Annotated in this window: 13 protein-coding genes; 3 read left to right on the top strand and 10 right to left on the bottom strand. The window is 75.0% G+C overall.

Annotation, left to right across the window (positions count from 1 at the left end; all coding sequences use genetic code 11):
• Window positions 1-106 precede the first annotated feature (106 nt).
• Both AB852_RS12245 and AB852_RS12240 read right to left on the bottom strand, forming a co-directional pair.
• A complete protein-coding gene (locus AB852_RS12245) occupies window positions 107-430 on the bottom strand; it encodes a hypothetical protein (RefSeq protein WP_073786929.1) in 324 nt (107 codons plus the stop codon).
• Window positions 431-656: 226 nt separating this feature from the next.
• On the bottom strand, window positions 657-1,268 hold the full coding sequence (locus tag AB852_RS12240; RefSeq protein ID WP_073786926.1) for a TetR/AcrR family transcriptional regulator: 612 nt from the start codon (window positions 1,266-1,268) through the stop codon (window positions 657-659).
• A gap of 86 nt (window positions 1,269-1,354) precedes the next feature.
• Between AB852_RS12240 and AB852_RS12235 the strand changes: the two genes are divergently transcribed.
• Entirely contained in the window at window positions 1,355-2,221 is an 867-nt protein-coding gene (locus tag AB852_RS12235) for an alpha/beta fold hydrolase (protein ID WP_073786924.1), read from the top strand.
• A gap of 89 nt (window positions 2,222-2,310) precedes the next feature.
• On the opposite strand, the gene AB852_RS12230 is transcribed toward AB852_RS12235, so the two are convergent.
• Genes AB852_RS12230 through AB852_RS12205 form a run of 6 tightly spaced genes read right to left on the bottom strand, consistent with a single transcriptional unit; the run spans window position 2,311 to window position 8,605 of the window.
• A complete protein-coding gene (locus tag AB852_RS12230; protein WP_073786922.1) occupies window positions 2,311-3,228 on the bottom strand; it encodes an NAD-dependent epimerase/dehydratase family protein in 918 nt (305 codons plus the stop codon).
• A complete protein-coding gene (locus AB852_RS12225; protein WP_073786920.1) occupies window positions 3,222-4,598 on the bottom strand; it encodes a cytochrome P450 family protein in 1,377 nt (458 codons plus the stop codon). Before AB852_RS12225 ends, AB852_RS12230 begins: the two co-directional genes overlap by 7 nt.
• Window positions 4,595-5,368: a glycosyltransferase family 2 protein gene (locus AB852_RS12220; RefSeq protein WP_073786918.1), complete on the bottom strand. Its 774-nt coding sequence runs from the start codon at window positions 5,366-5,368 to the stop codon at window positions 4,595-4,597. The genes AB852_RS12225 and AB852_RS12220 overlap by 4 nt, the downstream gene beginning before the upstream one ends.
• Window positions 5,365-6,840: a class I adenylate-forming enzyme family protein gene (locus AB852_RS12215; RefSeq protein ID WP_073786916.1), complete on the bottom strand. Its 1,476-nt coding sequence runs from the start codon at window positions 6,838-6,840 to the stop codon at window positions 5,365-5,367. Before AB852_RS12215 ends, AB852_RS12220 begins: the two co-directional genes overlap by 4 nt.
• On the bottom strand, window positions 6,840-7,580 hold the full coding sequence (locus tag AB852_RS12210) for a glycosyltransferase family 2 protein (RefSeq protein ID WP_073786914.1): 741 nt from the start codon (window positions 7,578-7,580) through the stop codon (window positions 6,840-6,842). The genes AB852_RS12215 and AB852_RS12210 overlap by 1 nt, the downstream gene beginning before the upstream one ends.
• Window positions 7,577-8,605 (bottom strand): 3-oxoacyl-ACP synthase III family protein, encoded by a 1,029-nt coding sequence (locus tag AB852_RS12205; protein WP_073786912.1) that lies wholly within the window; start codon window positions 8,603-8,605, stop codon window positions 7,577-7,579. The genes AB852_RS12210 and AB852_RS12205 overlap by 4 nt, the downstream gene beginning before the upstream one ends.
• Before the next feature lie 218 nt (window positions 8,606-8,823).
• On the opposite strand from AB852_RS12205, the gene AB852_RS41325 reads away from it, so the two are divergent.
• A complete protein-coding gene (locus AB852_RS41325) occupies window positions 8,824-10,386 on the top strand; it encodes a serine/threonine-protein kinase (protein ID WP_073786910.1) in 1,563 nt (520 codons plus the stop codon).
• 110 nt (window positions 10,387-10,496) lie between these two features.
• On the opposite strand, the gene AB852_RS37790 is transcribed toward AB852_RS41325, so the two are convergent.
• Entirely contained in the window at window positions 10,497-14,219 is a 3,723-nt protein-coding gene (locus AB852_RS37790; protein ID WP_143201219.1) for a carboxypeptidase regulatory-like domain-containing protein, read from the bottom strand.
• Window positions 14,220-14,367: 148 nt separating this feature from the next.
• The gene (locus AB852_RS12190; RefSeq protein WP_245876731.1) at window positions 14,368-17,943 is read right to left on the bottom strand and encodes a S8 family serine peptidase; all 3,576 of its coding nucleotides are present in this window, start codon (window positions 17,941-17,943) and stop codon (window positions 14,368-14,370) included.
• 955 nt (window positions 17,944-18,898) lie between these two features.
• On the opposite strand from AB852_RS12190, the gene AB852_RS12185 reads away from it, so the two are divergent.
• Window positions 18,899-19,222, top strand: coding sequence for a DUF3040 domain-containing protein (locus AB852_RS12185; RefSeq protein WP_073787792.1), 324 nt, complete (start codon window positions 18,899-18,901; stop codon window positions 19,220-19,222).
• Window positions 19,223-19,392: the final 170 nt, after the last annotated feature.

Raw genomic sequence — 19,392 nt, 5'->3', positions numbered from 1 at the left:
TTGTGGCGTTTTGTACGTGCGCGATCGCGGGATGTCGGGGGTCTGGCGTGCTGCGGGGCACCCGGACACCGGAGGTGTGGCCGGATGCCCCGACGGGTGCGGGGGGTCAGCTGCCGAACCGCACCGACATGAACTCGCTGTGGCTGGTCCACTGGCCCGGTTCGAGCTCCTCGGCGACCACGAGCCGGCAGTTCTTGTCGGCGTACAGGACCGCGCGGCGGTCGGTGTTGTTGGTGACCTGGCCCTGGGCCTGGCGGCCCACCGGGTAGCAGTTGCCGTCCATCGGGTCGACCAGGGTGCGCGTCACGTTCCCGGGCTGGGTGTGGTAGACGAAGTTCCCCGTGGCGGCGTGAGCGCCCTGCGGGAAGGTGACACCCAGTGCGGCGACGGCGCCGAGAACGGCGAGCGCCCTTCCGGTTCTGCCTGTCATTGCGTCCCTCTTTCCGGTACGGGGCCGGGGCCCCGGGGTGCGCGGCCCCGGTCGCACGGACGCGGCGCGGAGCCGACGGCGGTGTCCCCAGTCTCGTCCCGCCCGACGGCCAAGTCACCGCTTCCGGCCGTGTCGGCGTGTGGCCGCAGGCGCTGTCGGCCCCGGTCGAGGCGGAGTTGGGTGATCCGCCGCTCGCCGGGCGCGGGGTGACGTGGGAGGGAGCCGGTCAGATGTCCTTACGGATGAGCAGGCCGGTCAGCAGGCTGTCCAGGGCCTCGGCCATCTCCGTACGGGCGGCCTCGGGGTCCTCGGCGTGGGCGGCCTTGAGTGCCGCTTCGTCCAGGGCGCCGAGCAGAAGATGGGCCAGCGGCACCACGGGCTGGACGGTCATGACCCCGGCCGCCATCGCCGCCTCCAGCGCCGACGTGATCACCCCCAGGCCGTACTCCTGGCCGATCTCACGCCAGCGCCGCCACCCCAGCACGCCCGGGGCGTCCAGCAGCAGGACGCGTTCCACGTCGGGCTCGGCGAAGGCGTCCAGGAACGCGCGGGCCCCGGTCCGCAGGGCCGCGACCGGGTCGGCGGCACCCGCCCGCATCCGGGCGGCGATCCGTTCGGTGACCTCGGCCTCGACCGTCCGGACCGTGGCGTCGAACAGATCGGTCTTGTCCCGGAACTGGTGATAGAGCGCCCCGCGGGTCACGCCCGCGGCCCGGACGATCTCCTCGGTCCCGACGTTCGCGTAGCCCCGCTCGCCGAACAGCCGCCGGGCGGCGGCCACCAGGGCCGCCCGGGTCGCCTGGGAACGCTGGACGTGCTTGCTGCCGACGGATTCCATCCGACCCCCTTGAGTTCCGTCCATTCTGCATGCACTCTCTACATACATACAGTCTGTATGTGAATGCCGATGTGAGGGGTCACGCCATGCCGCAGATCACGCTTCCCCAGGGGACCGTCCACTATCAGGACACCGGGGAAGGCGAGCCGCTGCTCCTGCTGCACGGCTATCTGATGGGCGGCGGGCTGTGGGAACCGCTCGTCGACCGGCTCGCCCCGGGCCTGCGCTGCGTCGTCCCCGACCTGCCGTTCGGCTGCCACTCCGAGGCGCTGGCGCCGGACGCGGACCTCAGCCTCCCGGGGGTGGCCCGGCTCGTCGCGGACCTGATCGAAGGACTCGGTCTGCGCCGGGTGACCCTGATCGGCAACGACCTGGGCACCGCCGTCGCCCAGCTCGTCGCCGCCGACCACCCCGAGCACATCGGCCGGCTGGTGCTCACCAGCGGCGAGAGCTTCGACAACTGCCCGGCGCCCGTGTTCAGGCCCCTCGTCCCGGCGGCCAGGGTGCCCGGGCTGCTCCCGCTGGCCTTCCAGTCCCTGCGGCTGCGCGCCCCGCGCGGGCTGCCGTTCGCGTACGGGCCGCTGACCAGGCGGGCGCTGCCCCATGACCTCATCGACACCTGGATCCGCGCGTACTTCGCCGACCGGGGGGTGCGGCGCGACTGCGCGAAGGTCACCCGGGGACTCGGTCCGGTCGTCCTCACGGACGCCGCCGAACGGCTCGCGGCCTTCGGCGCGCCCGCCCTGGTCGCGTTCGCGCGCGAGGACCGGATCTTCCCGTTCCGGTACGGGGTGCGGCTGGCCGCGACCCTGCCCGACGCGCGGCTGGAGAGCATCCCCGAGAGCCGCACCTGGATCATGCGCGATCAGCCCGAGCTGCTGGCCGGTCTGATCCGGGAGTTCATCGCGACCGCTCCGCTGGGGACGGCTCCCGGGGGTGGGTTCCCCCTCTGATCTGACTACGGGGTGTCCGGGGGCGTCCGGCTGAGCCCGGCTGGGGTGGCCGCCGGGCCCGGCGGGACGCGGGGCGTCGGGGCAGGGGGTCAGCCGGACGGGACGGGGAGCGTGGTCAGGTGGGTGGTGAGGTGGTGGGTGGGGTGCCAGCCCTGGGCTCCCGCCTTGGTGATGTCCAGGACGACCGTGTGGGCCAGTTGGTCGACGGCGTACCGAGTCAGCGGGGGTTCGGCGCCGGGGCGCCGTCGGGCCAGGGACTCGGCGGTCCGCGCGGCCGTACGGGCCAGCGGCAGCGGAACGTGACCGATCCGGGCCCGCACCCCGTGCGCGCGCAGGACCTCCCGGATCGCCGCGTCCCGCTGGTACGGCCGCGCGTCGGCGATGTTGTACGCGCCCGGCGGCCATCCCGCGGCGGTCAGGGCGGCGTCGGCGAGGTTCTCCACCGCGGTCAGGCTCAGCCGCACATCGGGTCCCGGCAGCAGCAGGACCCCGGCCCGCACCCGCGCCAGCAGCCGGGGCACCAGATGCGGGTCACCCTCCCCGTAGACCGCGCGCGGACGCAGCGCCACCGCCCCGGCGGCGAGCGCCAGGGCCTCGCCTTCGGCCTTGGTGCGGCCGTACGCGTTCAGCTGGTCGCGCACCGGGTGGTCCTCGGTGATCCGTGAGCGGTCGGCGCCCGGGGCGTAGACGCTGGCGCTGCTCACCCACACCACCGGGCGGCCGGCCGCGGCGCGCAGGAGCCGTTCCGTGCCGCCGACGTTCACCTCGCGCATGGTGGCCTCGGCCGGGGACCCGGGCACCGGGTCGCCGACCGCCGCCGCGCAGTGCACCACGACATCGGCGCCGCCGAGGTCCGGCACCCCGGTCGCGGCGTCCCACGGGACGTGCCGTCCGACGGGCCCCGGCCGCCGCCCCACGCACAGCACCCGGGCGCCCCGGGCGGCGGCGGTGACGGCTACATAGGAGCCGCAGAAGCCGGTGGCGCCGGTGACGGCGATCGTCAGCATGGGGAACCTCCGTGGGGTCCGGGCGCCAAGGCGGTGGCCCGGACGGTCAGGGTGCGCCAGCCGGGCAGCGCGGCCCGCCGGTCGGCCCGGGCCGCCACCACGGACGGTCGGAAGGGCGCGAGCGCGGCGAGCATGTCGTCCAGCTGCGCACGGGCGAGCCGGGCACCGGGGCAGGCGTGCGGGCCCGCGCCGAAGACGAGCCGGGCGACGGCGGGCGCCACGGGGCACCGGGCGTCGGGCGGGGTGTCGTCGGCGTGGACGGCGTGCCGGGCGACCAGGATCAGCCGGTCCCCGGCCCGTACCGGGCAGCCGTCGAGGTCGGCGTCGGCGGCGGCGACCCGGGGCAGCAGCGGCGAGGGCGCGACGACCCGCAGGAGTTCGTCCACCAGGGCGGCCCGCGACCGGCTGTCGGCGGCCTGCTCCCACAGCCCGGCGTCCGCGCACCAGGCGGCGGCCCGAGGCAGCGCCGCGACGGTGGTGTTCACCGCGGCGACGGCGAGCATCGCCCGCCGCGCCGCGGCACGCTCCGCGTCCCGTCCCGCGCGACCACCGGCGCTACCGCCCGCGCCCTGTCGAGCGTCACCGCCCGCGCCCTGTCGTGCCTCCCGTCCCGTGTCGGCACCCGCGCTCCGTCCGACGTGACCCGCCGCCTCGCCAGCCGCCTCGCGTCCCGCGCCACCGCTCCCGTCACGTCCCGGCTCCCCGTCCGGTACGTACTCGTCCGGTACGTGCTCGCCCGATACGCGCTCGTCAAGGTCGTCCTGCCCGGCGGGCGTCAGCAGTGCGGCCAGCCGGGCGGCGGCCGGTCCGGCGGCGCGTGCCGCGCGGGACCGGCCGGGGCCCGGCAGATGGCCGCGTACGGCCACCGCCGCCACCTCGGCCGCCGCGTCGGACAGGGCGGCCGGATCGGCCGTGACGTCCAGCAGCGCGCGGACCGTCGCCCCGGCCAACTCCCGCGCCAGCGGCACCAGATCGACGGCGTCACCGGTGGCGAGCGGGGCGAGCCGGCGGTCCAGTACCGCGCGCCACACCGGGCGCAGCCGTTCCACCCCGGCCGCGCCCAGGTCCAGGGCGACGGTCCGCCGGGCCGCGCGATGACCGGCGCCCTCCTCGTCGAACAGGCTTCCCCCGCCGGACAGTTCACGGGCGGCGCCGCCCGTGGTGCCCTCCGCCGCCCGGTCCAGCGGAATCCGGGTCAGGGCGTGCCGGTACGGCTCGGTCCCGTTCACCAGGACCGTCCCGCCGAGGCGCAGCACCGGCCGCCGCCGGGCGGCGGCGAGCAGGGCGAACAGCAGTGGACGGGAGCGGGTGTAGACCCGGCGGTCGCGTCGGCGCGCGGCGCGCGCGCCGGTGTTCGGGGCGGCGTTCAACGGACGTGCACCTTCCGCTCGTCGGCGGGCCGGTAGCGCCGGTCCCAGCACCACAGCAGGGTCCGGCGCGGCCCCCACGCCCGCAGCCGCCGCAGACTCGCGCGGACGACCATCCCCTCGGCCCGCGCGATCCGGTCGCTGTGCTCACGGGCCCGGTTGAGCAGGACGACGTCCTCGGGCGGGCCCGCGAGCGGGGTCCGGGGCGCGCCGCCGCACCGCAGATACAGATCGGCGGTGAGGGCGATGTTGTGTCCGTGGCACAGCACGTACGGGGCGCGGTAGCGCGGGTGGCGGTGGGCGCGGCGGTAGCGCCCGTACAGCGCCGTCATCCGTACCACCGCCGGGAGCACCACGCGTTCGGCGAACGACGGTGACTCGTCGGGGCGGGGCACACTGCGTCCGCAGGCCAGTTCCGTGCCCCGCGCCAGTTCGTCCTTCGCGGCGGCGACCCAGTCGCGGGCGGGCAGGCAGTCGGCGTCGGTGCGGGCGAGCAGCGTGGCGCCGTGCCCGATCGCGTAGCGGAACCCGGTGTCGGCGGCGCATCCGGTGCCGCGCTGCGGCTCGTGCAGCAGCCGGACGGGGAACGGCGCCGTGGCGGCGAAGCGGCGGACCAGCCCGGCGGTCCCGTCGGTCGACGCGTTGTCCACGACGACCAGGGTGAACCCCGGATCGCTCTGCGCGGCGAGTGCGGCGAGCGTGCCGCCGATCGCGGACTCCTCGTCGAACGCGGGCACCACGACCCACAGCGACGGCGTGCCGGTCGCGTTCACCGGACCGCTCCGGCCAGCCGGGTCGCGGCGAGCTTGGCCGTGGCCGCCCGGTCGGGCTTCGAGGAGCGTCCGGACAGCGGTACGTCCGCGAGCAGCAGCGCGTCCGGCCGGGCCCCGCCCATCCGGTCCAGCGGTCCGCTCAGGGCGGCCCGTACCCGGTCCGGGGCCGCGCCCGGTTCGGGCTGGACGACGGCGACGAGCCGTTCGTCGCCGTCCCCGGCCGGGACGCCCACCAGTACGGCGAGCGCGACGCCCGGTATGTGCAACGCCGGTTCGTAGAGTCCCGGGTAGATGTTCTCCGCCCCTCTCAGGACCATGTCCTTCAACCGTCCCTCCAGTACGATCCGGCCCCCTTCCAGCCGGGCCCGGTCCCCGGTGGCGACCCAGGGGTCCGGCGCCGCGCCCAGATAGCGGTCGCGGGCCGCGGGACCGGACAGCAGCAGCTCACCGTCCGGACCCGAGCCGGTCACCACCCCGGGCAGCGGGGCACCGACGAGATCGCCGTCCCCGGTGAACGCGGCCTTCTCGGCGGCCTCCACGGCCGCCGCCGGGAACAGCTCGGTCAGCGCGTACACCCCCCACGCCTCGTCGGCGCCCGCGGCCCGTACCCGGCCGAGCAGCGCGGCGCCCGCCGGGGCGGAACCCGTCCACACCCGCCCGGAGAACCGCGCGCCCACGTCGAGCGCCGCCCGGAGCTGAGGCGGCGTCAGATAGGTGGCCTGCGGGGTCAGCCGGCGCAGTTGCCGGGCCAGGGGCCGGGGGGAGCGGGCGGGCAGGGCGACCGGGGCGCCGCTCGCCAGCGACGGGACGAGGACGAAGAACGTCCCGCCCAGCACCGGACGGCCGGGCTCCGGACGCACCAGTTCCGCGACCGTCGCCATCCCGGCGGCCAGCGACGACCGGGTGTGGACCACCGCGCGGGGCAGGGCCGTGGTGCCGGACGTGAAGACGACGACCGCGTCCCCGTCGCCGTCCACCGGACGCGGCAGCCCGTCGGTGCGCGCGCCGGTGTCCAGCGCGGGGGCGCAGCCCGGCAGCCGGGGGCCGACGGTGGCCACCGGGCCCAGGTCCGCCAGCTCGGGCAGCGCGAGCCGGGCCCGGCGGGCGAGCGGGCGGGCCCACCCGGCGACGGCCTGGGCGGCGGCGTCCGCGAGCACGACGTCCGGCCGGGCCAGCGCGAGCCGGGCCCGCAGCACCTCGGGTCCCGCGCCGGGGTCGAGGACCGCCGCGCGCAGCCCGAGCCGGTGCGCGGCGAGCAGCACCGCCAGCGCGCGGGGACCGGGGCGGACCGCGACGCCGACCGTGCCCCCGGGCCCGATGCCCCGCGCGTGCAGGGCGGCGGCGTACCGGTCGGCGAGCTCGGCCAGGTCCCCGCGGGTGGCGAGCACCCGGGTCCGGCCGGTGCGGGTGGCCTTGAGGAGCGCCGGGCGGCCGGGCGCGGCGCGCAGCGCGTGGGTGAGGGCGTCGAGCATCAGCGGGGGTCCTCCCCATGACGGCCGGGTCCCCGGTCGAGGTACCAGCGGGCGGTGGCGACGATCCCGTAGGCGCGCAGCCGCCGGGTGGAGTTCTCCACGACCATGCCGCGGACATGGACGATGGCGGCACTGTGCCGGCGTACCCGGTTCAGGAACAGCCGGTCGGTGGGGGAGGGGCGCCGGGGCATGCCCCCGACGCGCTGGTACAGCTCGGCGGTGACGGCCATGTTGTTGCCCGCGTGCATCCGGTACGGGGTGAGATAACCGTGCCGCCGGTGGTGCGCGGGCCGTATCCGCCCGAAGAACGCGGCGACCCGCACCAGGGCCCTGAACCCGGCCCGTCCCAGCGGCCCGTGCTCGTCGCGGCGCGCGTCGACCCGCCCGCACACCAGCTGCGCGCCCCGGTCCAGCGCCGTCCGCGCGGCGGCCGTCCAGCCCGGTCGGGGCAGACAGTCCGCGTCGGTCCGGGCGAGCAGCCCGGCACCGTGCCCGATGGCGTACCGGAACCCGGTGTCGACCGCGCAGCCCACCCCCTTCTCCGGTTCCTGGAGCACATGGACCGGGAACGGCGCCCGCCGCGCGAAGTCGCGGGCGATCGCCGCCGTGCCGTCCACGGAGGCGTTGTCGACGACGACGAGCTGGAAGTCCCGGTCCCGCTGCGCGGCCAGCGCGGTCAGGGTGTCCCCGATCCGGCCGGCCTCCTGGTGCGCGGGCACCACCACCCACAGGGTGCTCATACGTGCTCCCAGACCAGCGTCATGATGCTGACCCCGCCGCCGAGCCCGACGAACAGCACCCGGTCCCCGGCGCGCAGCGTGCCGTGCACCCGGGCGAGCTGCACGCCCAGGCTGGCGCTCGCGACATTGCCCAGCTCCGCGACCGTGACCACCAGCCGGTCCTCGGGCACCCCGGTGAGTGCCACGAACCGCTCCAGGAACGGCACCGTCACCTGATGCGTCAGCACGTACCGGAAGTCCGTCCACTCCAGTCCGGTACGGGCCCGTGTCCGGTCCAGCACCGGGGGGCCGATCCGCTCGAACACCCCCCGCAGTTCGCTGCCGTCGCCCCGGAAGTACGAGTGCTCGTCGCCGCGCGGATGGCGTGAGCCGCCGCCGGGTATCCCTCCCGCCCGCCAGTGCTCGGAGTACGTCTCGCCGTCCACGTCGAGGATGCCGCCACGCGTCACGCGCTCCAGTACGACGGCCGCGCCCGCGTCGCCGAACGTGTACCCGGCGAAGCCGTCGCGGAACTCCGCGAGGTCCGCCGGGGTGTCGCGCACCGCCCGGCTCGGGGTCTCCCCGGTGACGACCAGGGCCCGCCGGGCCCGCCCGGCCAGGATCATCGCCCGTGCCGTGTCGATACCGTTGACGAAGCTGTTGCAGGCGTTGGTGACGTCCAGGGCGTGCGCCCGGGAGCCCAGCGCGTCCTGCACGATGTGCGCGGTCGCCGGTTCCACCATGTCGCGGCTCGCGGAGGCGAAGACCAGCAGATCGATGTCCGCCGGACCGAGCCCGGCGCCGCGCAGCGCGTCCCGCGCGGCGGCCACCGCCAGGGTCGACGCGAACTCGTCCGGGCCCGCGGCCCGCCGGCTGACGATGCCCGTCGCCCGCTCGAAGATCCCGGCGGGCAGCGGCGGCCCGCCCGCCGGGGCGACCCGCCGCCGCAACCGCTCCGAATCCACGACACGCCCGGGAAGGAAGGCCCCCACACCGGTGATGCCGACACGCGCGCTGTCGTCGGCCACCGCCTTCTGTCTGTTCATGGCAGCAGACTAGGAACGGAATCCGGCCATGGCGTGAGTGCGGGTACTCAGGCCGTCCCTGGGTCCTCCCCGGGTACCGGACCGGGTGGCCGGGCATACGCACATGCGGTGCACACACCGCGTCAGGAAGCGCGCGGAGCGACTGACACCGTCCCGGATGGTCTGTCAGGATCTCCGGGACGGCGCGGCGGGGGCGGCGGTTCTTGAGGGGACGGCGGATGGAACGGCTGAGCGGCGAAGACCCGCGAACCGTGGGGTCCTACGCCCTGGTCGGCCGCCTCGGCGCGGGCGGTATGGGGCGGGTCTACCTGGGCCGGGACGCGCGCGGGCAGTGGGCGGCGGTGAAGATGATCCGCCCCGAACTGGCGGTCGACGGCGAGTTCCGCCGCCGGTTCGCCCGCGAGGTGGAGGCCGCCCGCACGGCGTCCAGCCCCTGGACGGTACGGGTGCTCGGCGCCGACACCCAGGCCGCCGTTCCCTGGGTGGCGACCGTGTACTTCCCCTCGATCTCGCTCCAGGACGCCACCGAGCGGTTCGGTCCGCTGCCCGGCGGTTCGGTACGGGCCCTGGCGTTCGGTCTGGCGCAGGCCCTCGACACCCTGCACCGGCGGTCACTGATCCACCGGGACGTCAAACCGTCGAACGTGCTGCTGGGCCTGGACGGTCCCGCGCTGATCGACTTCGGGATAGCGCGTGCCGTCGAGGGCGGACGGATGACGGGCACCGGCGTCGTCGTCGGCTCCCCGGGCTTCATGTCCCCCGAGCAGCTGACCGGTGCCTCGATCACCGGGGCCAGCGACGTGTTCTGCCTCGGCCTGGTCCTCGCGTTCGCCGCGACGGGCCGCACCCCGTTCACCACCGCCGACGACTCCGGGGTCGCCGGACTGCTCGCCGTGCTGTCCCAGGCCCCCGACCTGTACGGGATCACCGGCGGGCTGCGGGACCTCGTCCGGTCCTGTCTGGACCCCGAACCGTCCCAGCGGCCCACCTCGGCGGACATCATGCACCGCACCCGGGACACCGCCACCCGCGGCTCCCGGTCCTATCTGCCCCCGGACATCGCCGGGCACGTGGACCGTCTCGCCTCCCGGCTGCACGACCCGGACCTCCTGTCGTACACCCTGGACACCGCGCCGACGGTCGTGCCCTACAGCCCGACCGCCCCCGCCTTCCCCGCCGGCGTCCCGCAGCCGCCGGGGCCTCCCGGGCGGCCCCCGCCGCCCCTCCCTCCCCTGCCGCCCGCCCCGGCGGCCGGGTACGGGCCGACAGCGGCGCCCGGACGGACCGCCGACCGCCAGCGGGTGGTGGTCCTCGGACTGACCACCGTGGTGCTGCTGCTCGCGGGCGCGCTCACCGGTGTCCTGCTGATGCGTCAGACGGACCCCGGCACCGGCCTGGACGGCGGCTCACCGCCGCGTCCCGCGCCCACCGCGGGCAGCTCCGCCCCGCCCGGGGACACCGCACTCGGCGGCACCTGGCGCGGCACGGTGGAACAGGACAACGGCCTGTCGTACCCCGTCAAGGCCGTCTTCCCCGGCACGGAGCTGGAACTGGGCGAGCCGGTCGCCACCGTCGACTACCCCACCCTGGAATGCGGGGGCGAATGGGTCCTCGAATCACGCGACGGCGGCGAACTCGTCGTCCGGGAGCAGCTCGACAGCAACCGCGCCAACCGCTGCGACCACAACATCCCGATCGAGCTGACACTCACCCCGGCAGGCACCCTGCGCTACTTCTTCGAGATCCCGGCGGTCGGCCGGGCCGTGCTGCGCCGGGACTGACCGCGCCCCTGGGACACGACAGGTCGGCCACGGCGGGACCTGACGGGAACGACCGTGCGGACCGGCCGCCCAGGCGCCCGGTCCGCACGATCGTGAGGTGTCCTCCTCGCTCAGCCGGTCAGATCGGACCGTTCGGTGACGCGTACCGAATTGACCAGTGTCTTCCCGGAGTTGGTGACGAACCGCAGATTCAGCTGCCCGTCGGTGACCCGTACCGTGAACGCCCGGTCATGCGTGGCCCGTACGCCCGCCTCCCGCGCCGGATCGAGATCCGTGACGAACAGCTCGCCCTCGGCCATCACGTCGAAGACGCGCTGCGAAGGCCGCTGGTCGGCGAGTTCGGCGAACCCGAGCTCCACCCGGTAGGTGCCGTTCGGGACGGTGTCGAAGCGGTACTCGTACATCCCCTGGCGTGCCGTGCGGTACAGGGCGGGGTCGTGGAGCGGGCTCCCAGTGAGCGTCCGGGTCGTGGTCTGCCGGGTGCTCGTACCGAGGTAACCGTGGCTTCCGGCGGTGTACGCCCGGTCGGGGGTCCAGGTGTCGCCGTGCGCGTCGGTGAGGGCGCCGGTGGCTCCCGCGTCGACAGCCGCCCGGTAGGCGGGCACGACCACCGTGACCGGGATGTCGATCACCGGCTTCCGTCCGCTCCAGGTGCTCAGCCGCAAGGTCCCGGTGAGCGTCGTACCCGGGGCCACCCCCGTGGTGTCGAACCGTACGCCGAGCGACTTGCGCGCCCCCGCGGCCAGTTCACCCGACGGCGGATCGACCGACACCCAGCGCTGGTCCCCGCGTTCCGCGATCTTGTACGGGGTCACGGAGCCGGAGTTCGCCAGTTCCACGGTCCGCACCCGCCGCTCCCCGGGCGGGACGACGAGATGCAGCGACGCCGTGTCGGCGGTGACCCGCCCGGTGTCGAGGGCGAAATCGGTCACGGTCGTCCCGCCGGGCTCGACGGTCAGCCGCCGTTCGGTGGAGGTGTGGTCCGGGGCGCTCACCGTCACCTGATGCGCGTCCGGCGCCGGGACCTGGAACGCGTAGCGGCCGTCGGGTCCCGTGGTGTCGCTGCGTCCCCCGGCCGTCACGGTGGCCCCGGCGACCGGCTCGCCGTCGTTGCCGTCGGTGACCTTGCCCGCGACCACCGCGCTGTTCGTGCGGTAGTGGATGCTCATCCCGTCGCGCAGAAGACCCTCGTCGTTGGAGTAGTGCAGCGCGTCCGTGCCGGTCGCGTTCTCCACGCCGATCCCGGCGCTGGAACCGTTGGCCTTCGCCCCGGTCACGTTCTTGTAGTGGGACGACGCGGTGCCGTCCTCCGAGACCACCACGGAGAACGAGACCCGCTCCTGCGGATTGCTCATGATGAGCCGCATGTTCCGCCACTCGACGGTGACGGTGCGGTGCGGCGCGGTGCCGCCCGCCGACCAGTACACCCCCGAATCGGCCTCCGCGGCCAGATCGTCCCAGAACGCGTAGACCGCCCCGTCGGGCACGCTGATGTCCGGCAGCGGCGCGCTCCTGGCCCGGGTGCTCATCCGCCCGAAGCCGAGCACCCCGGCGAGCGACGCGGTGGCCTTGCGGTACGTACGGCCGTAGAACGGGACCGGGAACGGCAGATCGAAGGTGGACATGGAGAAACTGGGCATATGGAACGGCAGTTTCGTGTCCCCGGTCGGGAACGCCCTGCCGCTCTCCACCGTGCAGGTGGTGCCGAACACATCGGTCCGCCGGGTGAGACCGACGTCCCGGACGGTGTCACCGGTCACCCCGACCTGGACGGTCGAGGTCTCGGCACAGCGGTGGTCGGCGGTCACCGTCAGGCCGTGCGTACCGTGCGGCACCCGCAGCGCCCAACTGCCGTCCCGCGCGGTGCGCACGGACGCGGATGTCCCCGCGACGGCGACCAGCGCGTTCCCCTCGGGCTCGGACGCGGTGGTGACCCGTCCGGTGAGCCGCGCCATCGGCGCCTCGTCCAGGGCCACATCGTGGGTGACGTGCCCGCCCGCGCCGACGGTGATCGGCGCCGTACGGCTCAGATAGCCGAACAGCGTGGTGGTGACCGTGTAGTCGCCCGGCGCCAGGACCGGCGCGCGGTAGGCGCCGGAGGCGTCGCTGCGCACCCGCGCCTTCGTCGGACCGGAGAAGGCCACGGCCGCCTCGGCCAGCGGTCCGCCGCCCGAGGTCACCGTGCCACCGGCGGAGCCGTGCAGCGCGGCGGGGATCGCCGCGGCGGCGGCACGGGCGTCGAGCTTGCCCTCACCCCAGACGTTGTTGTCGGCCGGCGTGCCGCCGCAGCTCGTGTCGTCCACATCGATCGCCGAGCCGTCGAGCACCCGCTCGGTCTCCGCCACCTTGCCCCGCAGGCCGGGCGCCAGCGACCAGAGCAGCGCCACCGTCCCGGCCGTGTGCGACGCGGCCATCCCCGGCCCGGTGACGAGGGCGTAGCCGCCGTCCCGTCCGGCGCTGCGGATGTTGACCCCGGGCGCCGCGATGTTGGGCTTCACCGCGCCGTTCTCGCCCGAGCCGCGCGCCGACTCGGCGTGCAGGGCGCCGTCGGCGCCGAAGGTCGTGGTGACATAGGCGTCCGCGTATCCGCTGACACCGATCGCCGACTCGCAGCGGGGGCCGCCCCCGTCGTTGGGGAACGAGGCGAAGATGCCCGCGTCCCGCCACGCCTGGAGGACCGGCTTGAACCAGGCGTTGGTGTTGTTCACCCACCAGGAGTTGTTCACCACGTGCGGTGCGAGGTCCGGGCGGGGGTTGGCGCCCCTCGCGTCGGTCGGCGCGATCATCCACTGCCCGGCCCGCAGGATCGAGTCCACGGCGCAGCCCATCGCCTGGCACGCCTTGGCGGCGATCCAGTCCGCGTCGGGAGCGACACCGATCCGGTGCCCCGGACCGTTGTCACCGACCATGACGCCCACGGCCGAGGTGCCCACGAAGGAGGTGTCGCAGGGCGCGTTCCCGGGACAGTAGTTCATCGGGTCGTACCAGCTGTACGCGTGCTCGTAGCTGCCGTCGGCCGTCAGCCCCCGGTACCGGTCGCGCAGCGCCGGATGCTCCAGCCCGACCCCGGTGCCGATGTCCGCGACGACGATGCCCTCGCCCCGGACCCCGAACTCGGACCAGACCCGGGGGGCGTTGATCCGCTCGATGTTCCACACCGCTTCGTCGGCGGGCGCGGCGGCGGCCTTGCCCGCGGCGGCGGCACGGGACTCGGACGCCTTGCCCGCCCCGGACGCCCCGGATGCCTTGCTTGCCTCGCGGTTCTCGGATGCCGTGCCTGCCTCAGGCGTCCTGGGTGCCTTGCGGACCTCGGACGCCTTCGCAGGCGTGGCCGTCCTCACAGGGGCGGTCGCCTTGCCCGTGTCGGCGACGGAGACCGCCTCGTCCGGGTTCAGCGCGGTGACCTCCGGCCGGGCCGCGATCCGCCGGGCGAGGTCCCGGTCGGCGGTGACCTTGAGGGTGTTGGTGATCCAGAACGACTCGTACGTCGCCCCCGCGCCGTCCAGCAGGGCCTTCAGCGGAGCCTGGGCCTCGCGGGCGTGGGCCCGCTTCGCCGTGAACACGGTCCGCCCGCGTTCCGCCTTGGTCCGTGCCGCGACGCCGGACGGCAGGGTGGCCTCGTCGTCCAGGGTCACCCAGAAGGTCGCCCTGCCGGTGCGGTCGAGGTCCGCGCGGACCCCGCTGTCGGCCTTGGCCCGGTAGGCGGCGGCCGACGGCGACGGGCCGGGCTGCGCCGCGTGCGCCGGGGCGAGGCCCAGGACGAGGGAACCCGCCGTCACCACGGCGGTCAGGACGGCTTTCGTGCCGCGTCCCGGTTTTGTGCGTCTGGCCACGAACTCTCCTAGCTGTGAGTGTGTCCGTCCCCGCGGGCCCCCGTGCGGCGGGGCGGGATACCGCCCGGCAGCCGTCACCGGGGCACCGGGGTGTCGGGCCCCGGTGCCGTGGGCGGTGCCGTGCGGGCGATGAGGTGCCGGTGGGGCGTCAGCCGGTCAGATCGGGGCGGTGGGTCACCCGGATCGCGTTCACCAGGGCCCTGCCCACCGTGCGGTCGAACCGCAGGTCGAGCTGTCCGTCGGTGACCCGCACGGTGAACGCCCGGTCGTGCGCGGTCCGTACGCCCGCCTCCAGTGCCAGATCGAGGTTGGGGACGACCAGCTTGCCCTCGGCCGTCACATCGAAGACCCGCTGCGACGGCCGCTTGCCCGCGAGCTCCGCGAAGCCGAGTTCCACCCGGTAGGTACCGGTCGGCAGCCCGTCGAAGCGGTACTCCCGCATGTCCTGGCGCGCGGTGCGGTAGAGGGCGGGGTCGTGGAGCGGGCTCCCGGTCAGCGCCCGGTTGGTGGTCAGCCGGGTACTGGCGCCGAGGTGGCCGTGGCTTCCGGCGGTGTACGCGCGGTCGGGGGTCCAGGTGTCGCCGTGCGCGTCGGTGAGGGCGCGGGCGGCTCCCGCGTCCACGGCCGTCCGGTAGGCGGGCACGACCACGGTGACCGGGATGTCGGTCACCGGCTTGCGCCCGCTGTCCGAGGCCAGCTTCAGCGTCGCGGTGAGGACGGTCCCCGGGGCGACCCCCGACGCGTCGGCCGTGACGGTGACGGCCGTACGTCCCCCGGCGGCGAGTTCCCCGCCGGCGGGGGAGACGGTGAGCCAGGGCTCGTCCGTCGCCTCCGTCAGGGTGTACGCGCCGGCGGAGCCGGTGTTGGTGAGCGTGAGGTCACGGGCGCGCCGCTCCCCGGGCGGGACGACCAGGTGCGCCGAAGCGGCTTCGGAGGTGATCCGTGCGGTGCCGAGCGCCACATCGGTGACGGTGACCCCGCCGGCCTCCCCGCGGACCTGCCGGGTCGCCGCGGTGTAGTGCGGGGCGGCCACCGCGAGATCCTGGGCGGCGGACGGCGGCAGCTGGAAGAGATAGCCCCCGTCGGCCCTGGTGGTGTCGGTCCGGCCCCCGGCCGTCACGGTGGCCCCGGCGACCGGCTTGCCGTCGTTGGCGTCGGTGACCGTCCCCGAGAGCACGGCCGTGTCCCCGGTCCGGAAGTGGACGCTCGTCCCGCCCCGGACCACGGAGCTGTTGAACGAGTACATCAGCGCGTCGGTGCCCGTGGGGTTCTCGACGCCGATCGTCGCGCTCTCCCCGTTAGCGAGGCCGGCGCCCGGCCCGTTCTCGTAGTGGAACGACGCGGTGCCGTCCTCCCCGATCACCGCGGCGAAGGAGAACCGCACCTCGCGCGAGGACGCCAGCGCCACATCCCGCCACTCGACGGTGACCTCGCGGTGCGGCGCGGTGCCCGAGGCAGCCCAGTGGACGCCCGAGCCCGCACCCAGGACGAGGTCGTCCCAGTACGGGAAGAGCGCGTTGTCGGGGGCGCCCGCCCGGGGCAGCAGGGTGTTGTTGCCCGAGTGGAGCAGATCCGAGAAGCCGAGCACCCCGTCGATGGACACGGCGGCGCCGCGATGGGTCCGGCCGTAGAAGGGCACCGGGAACGGCAGATCGATGGTGCTGACGGCCCGGTCCGTGTGCGGGAAGGTGATCGGCTTCGTCCCGCGCGGGAACGGCACGTCGGTGGCGACCGTGCAGCTGGTACCGAACCCGTCGGTGCGCGGCGGCGTCCTGAAGTCGTGGACGGTGTTCCCGCGGACCTCGATCCGTACGGTGGCGACCGCGGCGCACCGGTGGTCCGGTGACGCGGCGATGTCGTACGTGCCCTGCGGGAGATCCAGCGAGAACGTGCCGTCGGCGCCCGTGGTGGCGGTCGTGGCCGACGCTGGCGCGTCCACCACACCCACGACGGCCCGGCGCTCGGCCCCGGAAGCACCGGTGACCCGTCCGGTGAGGCGGGCCGCCGGGGCCCGCTCCAGGGAGAAGTCCCGGGTGACGGTGCCGTTCGCGGTGACCGTCGCCGTGCCGGTGACCGGGGTGAACCCGAATCCGCTCACCGTCACCGCGTACTCGCCCGCCGCCAGCCGCTTGGCGTGGTAACGGCCCTGGGCGTCACCGTGCGCCCGGGCTTTCACCGGACCCACGAAGTCCAGCACCGCGTCCGCGACGGGAGCGCCACCGGAGGTGACACCGCCGCTGACCGCGCCGACCGGACCCCGGGGCGCGGCGGACACGGCCGCGTGGGCGTCCAGCCTGCCCTCGCCCCAGACGTTGTTGCGCTCGGGGGTGCCGCCGCAGCTCAGATCCTCCGTGTCGATCGCCGTCCGGTTCAGGAGCCGCTCGGTCTCCGCGACATCACCGCGCAGACTCGGCGCCGCCGACCACATCAGCGCCACGGTCGCGGCGGTGTGCGGTGTCGCCATCGACGTCCCGGACAGCGGGCGGTACGTGCCGTCCGACCACGAGGAACGCACATCGACACCGGGGGCGGCGAGGTTCGGCTTGACGGCGCCTTCCTCGCCGCTGCCGCGCGCCGAGAACGAGGCGATGGCGTTGTTCGCGTCGAACGCGCCGCTGGAGTACGTGGTGGCGTAGCCGCCGGGCGACCCGGTGGCCTGGCACTGCGAGCCGCTGTTGCCGCTGGACATCGCGGGGAAGATGCCCGCGTCCCGCCACGCCTGGACGACGGGCTTGAACCACGGGTCGGACGAGCTGTTGCCCCACGAGCTGTTCACGATGTGCGGGGCGAGATCCGGCCGGGGGTTCAGACCGTTGGTGTCGGTCGGCGCGATCATCCACTCGCCGGACCGCAGCAGCGACTCACGGGTGCACCGGGTGTCCTCGCAGCCCTTGGCGGCGATCCAGGTGGCGCCCGGCGCGACCCCGATGGTGTGGTCCGGCCCGCCGTCCCCGACCATCGTGCCCATCACATGGGTGCCGTGACCGGTGTTGTCGCACGGCTTGGTCGGGCCGCACACCCAGCCCGGGTCGTACCAGTTGTACGCGTGGTCGTAGCCGCCGTCCGCCTTCAGCCCGCGGTACCGGTCGTGCAGGGCGGGGTGACCGAGCTGGACCCCGCTGTCGATGGTGGCGACGACGACGTTCTCCCCGCGCGCCCCGAACTCGGACCAGACGCGGGGGGCGTTGATCCGGTCGATGTTCCACTCGACGGCGTTCACCCGCGGCTTGCCGTCGCCCGGCAGCGGATCGGGCAGGACCACCGGATCGTCGGCGGCCAGGGACGCGACCTCGGGGCGGGCGGCGATCTTCCGGGCGAGGGCCTCGTCGGCGGTGACCTTGAGGGTGTTGGTGACCCAGAACGACTCGTGGCGGACCCCGGCACCGTCCAGCAGCGCCTTCAACGGGGCCTGGGTCGCACGGGCGTGGCTCTGCTTGGCCGCCAGCAGCGTACGGCCCTTGGCCGTCTTGTCCCGGGCGCGGCGGGCGGCCGAGGAGTCGGCCTCCTCGGCCAGCGTGACCCAGAAGGTCGCCCGTTCACGGGAGCCGAGCTGCGCCCGGAGTCCCGGTTCCGTCTTGTCCCGGAACGCCGGGGGCGCCGCCTCCGTCCCGCCGGGGTCCGGCGGCACCGCCGCCGGCGCGGCGCCGAGGAGAAGGGGGAGTGCCATGAACCCGGCCGTCAGGGCGGCGAACCTGCCGCGCCGCCCCGGTGTGCGTCTGGCCACGAACTCTCCTTGCTCTGGGTGTGTCCGTACCGGCAACGGAATGGTGATGCAGTGGTCATGGCCATGTAAAGAACGTCCCATGGGTGGCTTCAAGTCGATCTCATCCCACGGACCACACGGGTCCCGGGGGCCCGTCAGGCGGACCGCCCGGACCCCGGGAGGCGCGGCCGGACGCGGCGGCGCGGCCGGGACCGCCGGGCAAAGGGGACGCCTGCCCTCCACCGCTCCCCGACGACCGCCCGGCCCGGCGTCCGGACGCTCCGACGGGCACCGGACGCCGAAAAGAACCAGAGCGCCCGGGGGAGCGGCGGTCGCCCGGGTGTTCTCGGTCATGTTCGGCCCGGCGGACGGCGGTTCCGGCCGCGCCGGCCGCGCACCGGGTCACCGTCCGCGCGGGTGCGCCCGGACGGGCTCGCCGCTGGACAGGCCGTCGGGCCCGGCCCGCATCGCCGCCGACGGGCCCTGCGCGGGGCCGGGCCCGGGACGGGCGGCTTCGGCCACCCCCGGCCGGTGAGCGGAGTTCGGCCGGTCTGCGGCTGGGACGCCGGGTCCCGGGACGCTATGGCGGCGGTCCGCCGGGCGGAACGCGCCCATGCCCGACGGACACGCAGAGCGGCGCTCCGGGCACGCACGGAAACCGTTCCCGGCTCTGCGGCGTTCAAGGGGACGGGACCGGCGGGCCGCCAGGAACTCCCCCGCCCCGCCGTTCCCGGCATTCCCAGCAAAGCGTTTGAAAGCGGTCTGCATGGGCAAAATGGCACGTGGACAAGGGAGTGCCAGCGCTTCGGCGTGGTGGTGTGTCCCCTGCGGCGCGACACGTGCCGCCCGCGGTGCCGTCGGCGGTGCCGGGTGCCGTGCGTGGTGACGCTCCCGCCCAGGGCGCGGAGCGCGTCCGCGCAAGCCCCGCCGGAGAGGGAAGGCCCTGCCGCAGGACAAGCGCACCGGGGTGATCACCATGGCCGCCGACCGGCTCACCGACCGGGAACAGCAAGCCCTCAGGGGTATCGAGTCCGTGCTCGACCGCGACCGCGCGCTGCACCGCAGGCTCGGTCTGCTCGGCATGCGGTTCAGACTGCCGCAGCGGCCGGCGGGCGGGCGCATCCTCGCGCTGTGCGGGCTCGCCTCGCTCGGGCTGCTGATCCTCGGCGTCGTCACCGCCAGCCCGGCCGCGATCTGGGCCTTCGCCGTGTGCTGGCCGCTGACGGTCGGTATCGGCTTCCTGGCGCTGCGGCGCCATATGGGCGCGGGAGGCTCCCGCCCACCCCGGCCCTTCGTCTGAACCCGCCGCCTCGACGGCGGCGCGCTCGTCGTACGCGGTCGTGCCCACGTGGCATCCGTATGACGGTGGTGGACGAGGCGTACCGGTCCTGCTCCGCGCCTCTCGGTGACGACGTCACGAGCGGACATCTGGGAACACCTGGGAGCAGCGCCCCCACGCGGATAGGGAAT

It is taken from the genome of Streptomyces uncialis, assembly GCF_001905345.1.
Lineage (GTDB): Bacteria > Actinomycetota > Actinomycetes > Streptomycetales > Streptomycetaceae > Streptomyces > Streptomyces uncialis.
This window is presented reverse-complemented; position numbering and strand designations above follow the sequence as displayed.